Below are 12,438 nucleotides of genomic sequence, written 5' to 3' on the forward strand. Positions count from 1 at the left end.
TGAAAGCAACTCTGTTAACACCATGTCTATTTATAAACAATACATTCCAATTCATTTAGTAAACCTTAAATTAGCGTTAACATTTTAAATTTTTTCAACTTACAGATTTGTTGTAGTGATGTATGTATTATCTTTGATACCCAAAACAATTTCACATGAACAAAAAGGTTATTTTAATGATTTTAGATGGTTGGGGAAAATCACCCGATCCTAAAGTTTCAGCTATAGACAATGCACAAACTCCATTTATAGATTCTCTGTACACTAAATACCCTAATGCCAGCCTAAGAACTGATGGACTCCATGTAGGATTACCAGAAGGACAAATGGGAAACAGTGAAGTTGGTCACATGAATTTAGGAGCTGGTCGTATTGTTTATCAAGATTTAGTTAAGATTAACCTCGCTGTTGAAAACAATACACTCCGTGAAGAACCTGTTTTAAAAACAGCTTTTGAATATGCTAAAGCCAACAATAAAAATGTTCACCTATTAGGGTTGGTTAGTGATGGTGGCGTGCATTCGCACATCAATCACCTTTATGGCTTGCTCAATGCTACACATGATTATGGTTTAGAAAATGTCTATGTTCATGCCTTTACAGATGGAAGAGATGTAGACCCAAAATCTGGAGCTGGTTTTATTTCTAATTTAGAAGATCACCTCAAAAAGACTTCTGGCAAACTAGCCTCAGTCTCAGGACGTTATTATGCTATGGATAGAGATAAACGTTGGGAACGCGTAAAAACTGTTTATGATGCATTAGTCAATGGTGAAGGTGAAAAAACTCAAAATGTTTTAAAATCCATAGAGACTAATTACGAAAACGACATCACTGACGAATTTATTAAACCGTTAATTGTTACAGATAGTGATAACCAACCTGTAACCACCATTAAAGAGGATGATGTTGTTATCTTTTTCAATTTTAGAACCGATCGTGGAAGACAACTGACAGAAGCATTAACACAAAAAGATTTTCATGAGTACAATATGCACAAAATGAATCTTAATTATGTGACTATCACCAATTACGATAGTACTTTTGAAGGTATAAACGTTGTTTTTAATAAAGATAATCTTACTGAAACTTTAGGTGAAGTTTTAGAAAGTCATGATAAAAAACAAATTCGTATTGCTGAAACTGAGAAATATCCTCATGTTACGTTTTTCTTTTCAGGTGGACAAGAAAAACCATTTGAAGGAGAAACTAGAATTCTAAGAAACTCTCCAAAGGTAGCCACCTACGATTTAAAACCAGAAATGAGTGTTTACGAACTAACAGATGCATTAGTTCCTGAACTTAAAAAAGGAGACGTTGATTTTGTGTGTTTAAATTTTGCCAATGGTGATATGGTTGGCCATACAGGTGTAATGCAAGCCGCTATTGAAGCCTGCGAACATGTAGATAAATGTGTCAAAGAAGTTGTGACTACAGCTTTAGAAAATGATTACACCACCATTTTAATTGCAGATCATGGTAACTGTGAAACGATGATAAATCCAGATGGTACACCAAATACAGCCCATACCACAAACCCTGTTCCTGTTATTTTAATAGACAACGATTTAAAAACTATTAAAGATGGTATTTTAGGGGATATTGCACCTACTATTTTAAAGTTAATTGGCATACCGCAACCAAAGGCAATGACTAGAGAAAGCCTTGTTTAGTTTTCTTATTGTTGTAACTTTACGCCAGACCCAGATACTTTAAATAGCATGAATTTTCAAAATAGATTAATAATAGCTGTAGATTTTGATGGCACCATAGTAGATGATGCTTATCCGAAGATCGGTAAAACACGCATCTTCGCTTTTGAAACTTTAAAACGGCTTCAAGAGGATGGTCACCGATTAATTCTTTGGACCTATAGATGTGGTGCCAAATTACAAGAAGCTGTTGATTTCTGTAAAGAAAATGGTATAGAATTTTATGCCGTAAATGCTAGTTTTCCAGAGGAAAAATACGATTATAGTCGCAGTAGAAAAATTCATGCAGACTTATTTATAGACGATAGAAATATAGGTGGTATTCTTGGTTGGGGAGAAGTTTATCAAATCATCACCAACGAGGAACCAAAACTTCCTCCAGCACCAAAAAAGTGGTGGCAGTTTTAAGCCTTTTATTATTTTATTAAATCAAAATACGTTCTATCAATAGATTCCCTGTGGTCTGGATGCGCTATATCTACCAAGGCTTTCACCCTATTTTTAATCGTTTTACCATACAAGTTAGCAATACCATATTCTGTTACCACATATTGAACATGTGCTCTCGTGGTAACAACTCCTGCTCCTTGTTTTAAACTAGGAACAATTCTACTAATGCCCTTTTTAGTTACAGATGGTAAGGCAATAATTGCTTTACCTCCATCACTTAATGACGCTCCTCTAATAAAATCCATTTGTCCACCGACACCCGAATACATATCAGAACCGATAGAATCTGCGCAAACCTGCCCTGTTAAATCAACTTCAATAGCAGAGTTGATAGCCACCATCTTAGGGTTTTGCTTAATGTAAGCCGCATTATTTGTATAATTTGAAGCGCGCATTTCTACAAATGGATTGTCATCTACATAATCGTATAAACGTTTTGAACCTATTAAAAATGTTGACAGTGCACGACCTCTATTAATTTTTTTATAATTACCGGTAATAACGTTATTCAAAATTAAATCTATAACACCATCTGAGAACATTTCGGTGTGTAAACCTAGATCTTTATGATTTGTTAAACGCGTTAAGACGGCATTAGGGATAGATCCAATACCCATTTGTAAAGTGCTTCTATCCTCAATCAAGTCAGCGACAAAATTTCCTATTTTACTTTCTATAGCATTAGGTTCTGCCATATGATGCTGAGGCAACGCTTCGTTGGCTTCTACAAAATAATCAATTTCAGACAAGTGTATAATACCTGCACCATGCGTTCTTGGCATTTGTGGATTGACTTGAGCGATTACTGTTTTTGCATTATCAATCGCTGCTAATGTTGCTTCTACAGACACACCTAACGAACAATAGCCATGACGATCTGGAACAGATACATGAATTAAAACCACATCTAAATCTAATATGCGTTGTTGAAACAAACGTGGTAATTCACTTAAAAAAACAGGAGTATAAGAGCCGTTACCTGCTTTTAGTGTATGTCTTACATTTTTCCCTATAAAGAAAGAATTCACATGAAAACTATCTCTTAACTCAGGATTTGCATATGGAGCTTCTCCTTCGGTATGTAAATGACACACTTCCACATTTCGTAATTCTTCATGTCTTGCAGATAGTGCATTTACAAGTAGTTGAGGCGCTGCCGCTGCTGCTTGAATATATACACGATCATTAGACTTTACTACTTTTAAAGCTTCTTCTGCGGTAACAGTTTTATACATGGTCTACACATTTTTGGACTGCAAACTTATAGTAAAGTCGTCATTTAAAAACTGTTATTTATCATGTTTTGAAATGATCATACACCACCACATAGGTCTTTCGGTTTTATTATAACAGCATTACACATGACTATTCAATATAATATCAACTAAATATTCCTCATTTTCTTTAGCAGTAATTTTAATCAGGAAATGGGATTGCCTATCTTTGCCGCTCAATATTTTGAAACATGATTATAGTAAAAACAGCAGAGGAAATTGAATTAATGCGTCAAAGTGCGCTTATCGTATCTAAAACTTTAGGTATGTTGGCGAAAGAAACAAAAGAAGGTGTTACCACAAATCACTTAGACAAAATAGCCGAAGAATTTATTAGAGATCATGGTGCTTTACCTGGTTTCAAAGGGCTTTACGACTGCCCTTCTTCCTTACTTTGTAGTGTTAATGAAGCTGTTGTTCATGGTTTACCAACAGATGTTCCATTAAAAGATGGAGATATTGTTTCTATTGACTGTGGTTCATTTATGAATGGGTTTTATGGAGATCATGCCTATACATTTGAAATTGGTAACGTTGCCGAAGAGACCAAAAAATTAATAAAGATTACCAAAGAATCGCTTTACAAAGGTATTGAGCAGTTAAAAGTAGGCAATCGTGTTGGAGATGTTGGTTATGCCATACAGCAATATACGGAAGCGCAAGGTTATGGTGTTGTAAGAGAATTGGTAGGTCATGGTCTAGGTAGAAAAATGCACGAAGATCCTGAAATGCCAAACTACGGAAGACGTGGTCGTGGTAAAAAGTTTATTGAAGGTATGGTGGTTGCTATCGAACCTATGATAAACTTAGGAACGCATAAAGTAAAGCAATTAAAAGACGGTTGGACGATTGTGACGCAAGACGGAAAACCAAGTGTTCATTTTGAGCATGATGTGGCTATTGTAGATGGAAAACCTGAGATTTTATCGACTTTTAAGTATGTACATGAGGCTTTAGGGATTGTTTCTGATGAAGAGGATGCTTTTAGACAGAAGGCATTAGAGCTTTAAACAATAATTTTTATGAGCATTGAACACATAGAAAAAGAATTAATCGGCTTAAGAGCAGATCTCAATAATCATAAACTGTATAGTACTTTAACTTCTATTGAAGATGTAAAAACATTTATGGAGCAACACGTGTTTGCCGTTTGGGATTTTATGTCTTTACTAAAAGCGCTTCAAAATCATCTAACAAACACATCGGTACCTTGGAGCCCTGTTCAAAATCCATCGACTGCACGTTTTATAAATGAAATAGTACTTGGAGAAGAAAGCGATATCAACGAATTAGGTGAACCTAAAAGTCATTATGAAATGTATCTAGAAGCGATGCACCAAATTAATGCAAGCACCACACAAATCGAGAATTTTGTATGTCATATTCAAAATGGTTTTTCTATAAAAAACACCGTTAATAAAGTTGAATTAAATACAGAAACTTCAAATTTCATTGACTATACGTTCCAAGTGATTGCAACAGACGAACCTCATAAAATAGCTTCGGCATTTACTTTTGGTCGTGAAGATGTTATTCCTGATATGTTTTTTCAAATTATCAATCAATCTAAAACAAGTGACAACACTTATAGCAAATTAACTTACTATTTAAAACGTCATATTGAATTAGATGGTGATGAACATGGACCTTTATCATTACAAATGATTGAAGAGTTATGTGGTACTGATAAACAAAAATGGAATGACGTTTTAGAGGTTGCTAAAGCGGCTTTACAACATAGAATTGCACTTTGGGATGGTATTTATAATTTAATTTCTAGTCAGATAGAAGCGTAAATATTATTTTTATTTTCTGAATTAAGTAACGGTATTGTTTCTTACTATCACCAAATAGTTATTTCTCAGAGATACTTAGAGTTTTCACGGAGATTCACGGAGCGTTTTGAGTATAATTTTGATATTATGGTATACGATAAAATTACGGAAAATATTATAGGAGCAGCTATAGAAGTGCATAAAGAACTTGGCCCAGGCCTTTTAGAATCCGCTTATCAGGACTGTTTATTTTATGAATTAAAAGCACTAGGCTATTCAGTTCAAAAAGAAGTTTCAAGACCTATTATTTATAAAGATATCACTTTAGATCACGGTTACAGAATTGATATATTAGTAGAAAACAAAATAGTTATTGAGCTCAAAACAGTTGAAAAATTCACAGATGTACATACTACTCAAATACTGACTTACAAGAAATTAGGAGATTATCCTATTGGACTATTATTCAATTTCAATACTAAACTTTTAAAAAACGGTATAAAACGATTCATAAACACATCTGAGTAAGCACTCCGTGAACCTCTCTGTCTCTCCGTGAATCTCTGCGTAACAATGAAAAAACTCTTCAAAATAATATTAAACACCATTCCAAGACCTTTACTCATAAGGTTAAGTTACATAGCACGCCCAATTTTAGCATTTTTCTTAAAGGGAAACACCTACACAGACCCAATTGATGGTAAAAGTTTCAAAACCTTTTTACCTTATGGTTATGGCAACCAAAGAAACAATGTGTTATCTCCTTCAACATTAAGCTTAGAACGTCACCGCTTATTATGGTTGTATCTTAATAATGAAACGGATTTCTTTTCACGAGATACTGAATCAAGTTCAGCATTAAGCGTCCTCCACTTTGCACCAGAACAATGTTTTTTAAAACGGTTTAGAGATCTTAAAAATATCAATTATACCACTACAGATTTATTATCACCAATTGCAGACGTGAAAGCCGATATTTGCGATTTGCCTTTTGAGGATAACAGTTATGATGTTATTTTATGTAATCATGTGTTAGAACATATTCCTGATGACACTAAAGCGATGCAAGAATTATACAGAGTGATGAAGCCTGGTGGTTATGGTATTTTTCAGATTCCACAAGATTTAAATCGTGAGGTGACTTTTGAAGATGATTCTATAACAGACAGAGATGAACGCGCTAAAATCTTTGGACAATATGATCACGTTCGTGTGTATGGTCGTGATTATTTTGACAAGCTACGTTCTATTGGTTTTAGGGTTGAAGAAGTAGACTATACGTCTCAACTTTCAGAAGACGAGATAACGAAATACTGTTTGGCTAAAGGTGAAATTATTCCTGTAGTTTTTAAATAATCTACTGTAGATTAAAAGTATATATTTAACGCACCTAACGAAGAGGAATTGCATTATTATGAGATTTCTCGTCACGCGTTCCTCGCTCTGTCGAAATGACAACGCAGGCCTTAGAGTTTATAAATAAAATAATTTATTAAAATGACACAACACATTATAATTGCTACAGGTGCTATATTCGGTATGTTAGCTGTAATCTTTGGTGCTTTTGGTGCACATGCTTTAAAGAAAATTTTATCTACGGATCAATTGCATAGTTTTGAAGTTGGTGTGAAATATCAAATGTATCACGCTATCGTATTATTAGCACTGGGTCTAAGTGCAACTAACTCGACCTCAGCAACCTATTGGTGTTTTACAATTGGGATTATACTATTTTCGTTTAGTATTTACGGTTTGGTTTTATCTGATGCTAAAGGAAAGAAACTTCGGTTTTTAGGTCCTATTACACCGATTGGTGGCTTGCTGTTAGTTACGGGTTGGCTCTTGGTATTGATTAATGCGTTATAGATTCAGAAAATCCACATGACTATAATCCCGATAACGAAATAGAATATCACAAGAAATAGTTCTAGTTTGTTTTGTTTTAAATACTTCATACAAAAAGAAAAGTTGAACTAAAATTATTTAGCCCAACTTTCTTCAATTGATTAATAGCACTTTTATTTCTTCACAAATCGTTTAGTTGAAACGTTTCCGTTTTCATCTTCGATTTTAATTAAGAATATTTCATTAGATAATCCTGAAACATCAATAGTTTCATTTTGAGTTCTTAATACCTCAGATCCTAAAACAGAATAAATTGATACTTGTTTCAAGTTTTGAGTCATTTTAATATTTAAAATTGACGTGGTTGGGTTAGGGTATAATTTGATTTCGTTTTCATTAACTATTAAATCATTAATCCCTAAAGACGGATCGTACTCATAAGCTCCACGATCTACTGTAGTATTAAAAATACGTTGATTGCCTAATAAGTCTGTTGCTGTATTGACATAGGTATTATTTCCTGTGTCGATAGCTGATGAGCCTGTAGATAATTGAAAGTTAGAATTCAAATTAGGATTTGAAGAACTTGTATTAGTTGTTCCTGTAAAAGTAGAAAACCCATCTTCATCTGTATTATTTTCAACTAATCTTTGGCTATTAGTTGATTGTAATGCTGTATATGCATTATGCATTCTACCAATAGCTATAGCAACTTGATTTGAATGTGTAATATTATCCCAAAATATATTATTTGCTACAGTAATATTTCCAAAACCACCACCATAATAAGAAATACCTACAACCGGGAAATTCCCTGCTATACTGCTACCCGAATCGCCCAAACTACTATTGTTAACAAATGTATTATTGGCGATAGTAGCATTTAAGGTTACTCCTGAAAAATAAGCTCTTAATCTTGCTGCTGACGCTCCTTGACCTTTTCTGTTTTTTACAGCATCATCATCTGTTCTATTATTATTAAATACTGAATTGGTTATGCTAATGGTCATATCTTTATTGGTTGAAGACATATGATAATCTAACCCAGCACCTGTGTTTGCTAAGTTGCCTTCAAAAACACAAGCATCTATTATCATATTAGATGTATCATTACAACTGAGCGATAAACCCGCCCCTGAAAGCGCTACATTATTTTTTATGGTACAATTCTTTATGGATAAACTGGTTACTGAAAGTGGTTTAAAAATTCCTGCACCAAATCTATCATCTCCAGTTATCGCATCTGCATGCCCATCTTGGATCGTAAAACCATTAATTTCTATATCATTACTCGATACTTCAACCACATGTTTACTATTATCACTTCTTGTAGCGTCATTATAACCTACAGAAGTTGTAGGATCATTACCCGATAAATCTCCACTTAGTATGGTTGCATTAGTCGTATGTATAAGACTCATATCTCTATCTAAAAAGTAGACTTCATTTCCAGCAAAACCACCATATATGCTGGTGTCAACCATAAAACTAGCATCTGTATCTGTGGCGCTTGGTTTGTAAACACCTTTGGCTACCCAAATATTTCCCTCTGAACTTGAGTTTAGAGCATCTTGTAAATTTGTAAATGCATTTGCCCAAGAAGCGCCAGTATTGGTTCCTGTAGCATTGGCATCAACATATAAAGTACCAGTAAATCCACCTAATAGAGACACTTCTGAATCTGTTAATAGATGCGTATAAATTAACACCTCATCTATGCCATCTTCATACTTATCATTAGAAGCAATAGAAGTATCTCTTAAACGCGAAAAAACAATATCTCCAACATGTTTATTTAAAACGGCAACATTAGGACCATTTCTATTATACCCACTAGATCCAATCTTAACATTGTCTACATAAATATATGTTATAAATCTAGTAGCCGCATACGAATCAATTGGCGTTGTATAAGTTGAAAATGCTTGAACTACCACATGGTGCCATTGATTATCTGCAATATTTGCTGGGTGTGTAAAAACATTCCCGTTAGATCCTGCTCTATTTACAGCATTGACCTGACCGTTCTCTAAATAGATTTTTACTCCTAAATAATCTGAATCTGTAAGGCTTGATTGGTCATTATCATGATAAATAATTCTTTGGCTAGAATCATTGGTTGTTGTTTTTAACCAAAAACTAATTGTTTTGGGTAAATAAGGATTAGTACCATTATTGATATCAAACTCTATATCTGGTCTTGATAAATCATCTCCATTTAAAGATATAGCAGCATTGGCAATTCCATTTCTATCTGTTATGGTCGTTGATGCTGTTCCTGTTTTAGTAAGACTAACATTATTAATAGCATCGGTTAATGCTCCGTTATCAAAATCATACTTTGCAACTAAATTTGTTGTTGGTATTTGAGCAAAACTAAAAAATGATGTTATAAGTAATAAAAAAAATAATTTTGTTTTCATAATGGGTTATATTTTAAGATTTAGAAAACAAATATCTACTATGAAGCTTCATTAAAATGGGGTGAGTTTCTGAAATGCCGTTTTCAACTTCTAAAGCAAAAAAATCTCGTAAGCATTACACTTACGAGATTAAAAACACAATTACTATTAATTGTTACTCTTTAATAAAACGCCTGATTAAAACGTTACCTGATTCGTTTTCAATCTTAATTAAAAATAAACCTTTAGATAAGCCAGACACATTTATAGTTTTATCTTGAGTTTTTAAAACTTCTTTTCCTAAAACGGTAAAGATAGTGGCTTGCTTATACGCTTGATTCATTTCTATGTTTAACATTGAATTTGCTGGGTTTGGACTTATAGAAACTGAATTTAGATTAAAATCATTGACGCTTAGTGCTGCGCAATCATCACTATAGCTTGTTGCTGCGTCTTTTTGCCAAGCTGCTGGTGGTGTAAAACCTGCGTCTATTTGAATGCAGGTTAAGTTTGAGTTTCCTGTTGCTTCAAAATACGTAAAGTTACTGTTATTACCATTTGCAGTATTTAAACTGGTTAAATTATTTTGAGCGACACCTAAGAAAGTTAATAACGCATTATCACTAATATCAATACTCGTTAAACTATTAGAAAAAAGACTTAACTGTTCTAAAGCTGTGTTGGAAGAAACATCTATAGAGGTTAAATTATTTAAACTAACATACAGAGTTTCTAAAACTATATTATTAGAAACATCTATAGTTGTAAGTTGATTATCGTTAGCGATTAATTCAGTCAGATTAACAAAACTTTCAAGACCTGTCAAATCAGAAATACCTTGACCACTTACACTAATTGTTCCAGTAAAAGCTGTTGCTTCTACGCAACTAATTTCTGTATCGTTATCCGTGTTTATTGCTGTATTCGCAACAAGTGCTGCTTTAAAGTTGGCGTCTGGTATGCTTACTGTGCAAGGTGGGCAATTTGTGCTAAAACTAGTTTGCGGATCTATATTAGTCCAATTTGCTGTGCTATAAGAAACATCATCCACTTGAATACATGTTAAATCTGGGTTATTTAGTGCGTAAAAATCAAATCCTGCTGGAATAGATGAATTATTACCATTTGCAACATTTAAATATACTAATGCATTACTATGTACAGTAATTGTATTTAAAGCTATATTGCTAGAAAGATCTAAATTTGTTATTGAGTTATTAGCACAAGTAAAACCTGTTAATGCCGTATTTTGAGAAAGGTCTAAACTTGTTAATAAATTGTCTGCAAGATTTAAAACCGTTAATGCGGTATTTTGAGATAAGTCTACACTAGTTAATAAATTATTTTGACAAGCTAAATTTGTCAGGTTAACAAAAGATTCAATTCCTGTTAAATCTGAAATAGAATGATTATAAAGACTAATTGTTCCTGTATAAGCAATTGCTTCACTACATTGTATTTCCGTATCTCCATTGGTATTTATTGCTGTATTTGCAACAAGGGCAGCTTTAAAGTTGGCATCTGGTATGTTTACTATGCAAGGTGGTGCATAAGGTGTAAATACGATATCATCAACTCCAAAACTATGTGAGCTTCCATTAGTTGCTGTTATATCTATTATACTAACATTAGTCCAATTTAAGTTCACTGTAACAGCATTTTGAGCAACATTGGCAGTTACAACGACATTACCTGGGCTATTAACTGGTGTAAAAGTCCAGTTAACAGTACTAGCATTAGCAGAAAAAGCTTTGAGGCTTTGAATATCTACTGCAGGAAAAAAAGCTAATCGAACCACTTGTTGAGGTTGCTGATTCATAACAGCCTTGCCTGTAGTACCTTGATTAAAAGTACCAAGCAGAATAGGTGTACCACTACTACTGGCCGAAAAGTTAACTTCGTAACCATCAACAATTTGCTTTGCAATAATGTTTTGATTAGATGAACCAAAACTTAGTAATGTACCTGTCTCCCAATCAAAGGTCTGGGCATTTACACTCATTGTAAATACTGCAAGCAGTAGTATAAGTAATTTTGTTTTACTCACGGGACATTTATAGATTATGTGTTCGTGAAAAAATGTAATTTTTTTCATAATAGATTTATTTTAAGATTTAGAAAACAAATATCTACTATGAGAGGGTAATGAAACGGTGTCAACTTCTGAAATGCCGTTTTCAACTTCTAAAACACTTACTCAAAACCAATAGTTTAAGTATGCTACCCAATATGCTGAACAATAGTTAAAAACTCCTCTTTTTTATCTTTTGATACAGAAACAGTTTCTCCATTGTCCATAACAATGTAACCACCATCTCTTTTAGAGTATTCGTGGATGTATTTAAGATTAATTAAGTAAGAACGATGTGGTCTGTAAAATGTAGGAATAGCTTCCAATAATTCTTCAAAATGTTTCAGTGGTTTGCTGATTAATAATTCTGATGCATTTTGAATATGTACACTTGTATACATACCATCTGCCTTAAAGAGAATAACATCTTCAAAATTGACAAACTTTATACCTCCTTCTATTGGAAGTGCTATTTTTTTGAAGTTTGAAGATTTAAGGCTTTTCTGAAGTTCTTCTAACTTTAAATTAATATGAGATTTCCCAATATTAGCTATCGCTTTTTCAATAGCGTCGACTAATTTATCTACTCGCAATGGTTTTAATAAATAATCTACAGCAGATAACTCAAAGGCTTTAATGGCATACTCGCTATAAGCCGTTGTGAAAATGATTTCAAAATTAGAGCTTGCGCTATCAATAAAATCAAAGATTTCTAAACCCGAATGCTCAGGCATTTCAATATCTAAAAATACGATTTGTGGTTTTTCTCGCTTTATAATGTCTACACCACTTATTAAATCTTCAGCCGTAAAAATAGATGTAATTTTAGAACAGTTTTCTCTTATTAAAATTTCAAGTAATTTTCTAGCCTTTGGCTCATCGTCTATAATTACTACGTTCATAATTCTA

11 protein-coding genes are annotated in these 12,438 nt (G+C 33.4%); 7 read left to right on the top strand and 4 right to left on the bottom strand.

Features of this window, described 5'->3' with window-relative positions; genetic code table 11:
* The first annotated feature begins 155 nt into the window (after positions 1 to 155).
* Complete coding sequence (gene gpmI / locus K1X16_RS03310) at positions 156 to 1,673, top strand: 2,3-bisphosphoglycerate-independent phosphoglycerate mutase (protein WP_225035025.1); 1,518 nt, start codon at positions 156 to 158, stop codon at positions 1,671 to 1,673.
* A 48-nt stretch (positions 1,674 to 1,721) separates the two neighbouring features.
* Positions 1,722 to 2,120: a BT0820 family HAD-type phosphatase gene (locus tag K1X16_RS03315; RefSeq protein ID WP_195869733.1), complete on the top strand. Its 399-nt coding sequence runs from the start codon at positions 1,722 to 1,724 to the stop codon at positions 2,118 to 2,120.
* 8 nt (positions 2,121 to 2,128) lie between these two features.
* On the opposite strand, the gene K1X16_RS03320 is transcribed toward K1X16_RS03315, so the two are convergent.
* Entirely contained in the window at positions 2,129 to 3,397 is a 1,269-nt protein-coding gene (locus tag K1X16_RS03320; protein ID WP_225035026.1) for an acetyl-CoA hydrolase/transferase family protein, read from the bottom strand.
* Positions 3,398 to 3,627: 230 nt separating this feature from the next.
* On the opposite strand from K1X16_RS03320, the gene map reads away from it, so the two are divergent.
* The 5 genes from map (at position 3,628) to K1X16_RS03345 (ending at position 7,077) form a co-directional block, all read left to right on the top strand.
* On the top strand, positions 3,628 to 4,446 hold the full coding sequence (gene map, locus K1X16_RS03325; protein WP_225035027.1) for a type I methionyl aminopeptidase: 819 nt from the start codon (positions 3,628 to 3,630) through the stop codon (positions 4,444 to 4,446).
* Between the two features lie 12 nt (positions 4,447 to 4,458).
* A complete protein-coding gene (locus K1X16_RS03330) occupies positions 4,459 to 5,232 on the top strand; it encodes a DUF3050 domain-containing protein (protein ID WP_225035028.1) in 774 nt (257 codons plus the stop codon).
* A gap of 126 nt (positions 5,233 to 5,358) precedes the next feature.
* Positions 5,359 to 5,739 carry a GxxExxY protein gene (locus tag K1X16_RS03335; RefSeq protein ID WP_225035029.1) on the top strand — a complete coding sequence of 127 codons (381 nt, stop codon included), beginning with the start codon at positions 5,359 to 5,361 and terminating at the stop codon, positions 5,737 to 5,739.
* 45 nt (positions 5,740 to 5,784) lie between these two features.
* Complete coding sequence (locus K1X16_RS03340) at positions 5,785 to 6,567, top strand: class I SAM-dependent methyltransferase (protein WP_225035030.1); 783 nt, start codon at positions 5,785 to 5,787, stop codon at positions 6,565 to 6,567.
* Positions 6,568 to 6,708: 141 nt separating this feature from the next.
* Positions 6,709 to 7,077, top strand: a complete 369-nt coding sequence (locus K1X16_RS03345) for a DUF423 domain-containing protein (RefSeq protein WP_225035031.1) — start codon at positions 6,709 to 6,711, stop codon at positions 7,075 to 7,077.
* A gap of 152 nt (positions 7,078 to 7,229) precedes the next feature.
* On the opposite strand, the gene K1X16_RS03350 is transcribed toward K1X16_RS03345, so the two are convergent.
* The 3 genes from K1X16_RS03350 to K1X16_RS03360 form a co-directional block, all read right to left on the bottom strand.
* Positions 7,230 to 9,479, bottom strand: coding sequence for a T9SS type A sorting domain-containing protein (locus K1X16_RS03350; protein ID WP_225035032.1), 2,250 nt, complete (start codon positions 9,477 to 9,479; stop codon positions 7,230 to 7,232).
* Between the two features lie 154 nt (positions 9,480 to 9,633).
* Positions 9,634 to 11,553 carry a T9SS type A sorting domain-containing protein gene (locus K1X16_RS03355; RefSeq protein WP_225035033.1) on the bottom strand — a complete coding sequence of 640 codons (1,920 nt, stop codon included), beginning with the start codon at positions 11,551 to 11,553 and terminating at the stop codon, positions 9,634 to 9,636.
* A 125-nt stretch (positions 11,554 to 11,678) separates the two neighbouring features.
* A complete protein-coding gene (locus K1X16_RS03360) occupies positions 11,679 to 12,431 on the bottom strand; it encodes a LytR/AlgR family response regulator transcription factor (protein ID WP_225035034.1) in 753 nt (250 codons plus the stop codon).
* Positions 12,432 to 12,438 lie beyond the last annotated feature (7 nt).

Source organism: Winogradskyella sp. SM1960 (assembly GCF_020179375.1).
Lineage (GTDB): Bacteria > Bacteroidota > Bacteroidia > Flavobacteriales > Flavobacteriaceae > Winogradskyella > Winogradskyella marina.

Coding starts and splice junctions, on each gene's coding strand:
- K1X16_RS03355 (WP_225035033.1), bottom strand. CDS start 11,553: ATGAAAAAAATTACATTTTTTCACGAACACATAATCTATAAATGTCCC.
- K1X16_RS03330 (WP_225035028.1), top strand. CDS start 4,459: ATGAGCATTGAACACATAGAAAAAGAATTAATCGGCTTAAGAGCAGAT.
- K1X16_RS03320 (WP_225035026.1), bottom strand. CDS start 3,397: ATGTATAAAACTGTTACCGCAGAAGAAGCTTTAAAAGTAGTAAAGTCT.
- K1X16_RS03345 (WP_225035031.1), top strand. CDS start 6,709: ATGACACAACACATTATAATTGCTACAGGTGCTATATTCGGTATGTTA.
- gpmI (WP_225035025.1), top strand. CDS start 156: ATGAACAAAAAGGTTATTTTAATGATTTTAGATGGTTGGGGAAAATCA.
- map (WP_225035027.1), top strand. CDS start 3,628: ATGATTATAGTAAAAACAGCAGAGGAAATTGAATTAATGCGTCAAAGT.
- K1X16_RS03340 (WP_225035030.1), top strand. CDS start 5,785: ATGAAAAAACTCTTCAAAATAATATTAAACACCATTCCAAGACCTTTA.
- K1X16_RS03335 (WP_225035029.1), top strand. CDS start 5,359: ATGGTATACGATAAAATTACGGAAAATATTATAGGAGCAGCTATAGAA.
- K1X16_RS03350 (WP_225035032.1), bottom strand. CDS start 9,479: ATGAAAACAAAATTATTTTTTTTATTACTTATAACATCATTTTTTAGT.
- K1X16_RS03315 (WP_195869733.1), top strand. CDS start 1,722: ATGAATTTTCAAAATAGATTAATAATAGCTGTAGATTTTGATGGCACC.
- K1X16_RS03360 (WP_225035034.1), bottom strand. CDS start 12,431: ATGAACGTAGTAATTATAGACGATGAGCCAAAGGCTAGAAAATTACTT.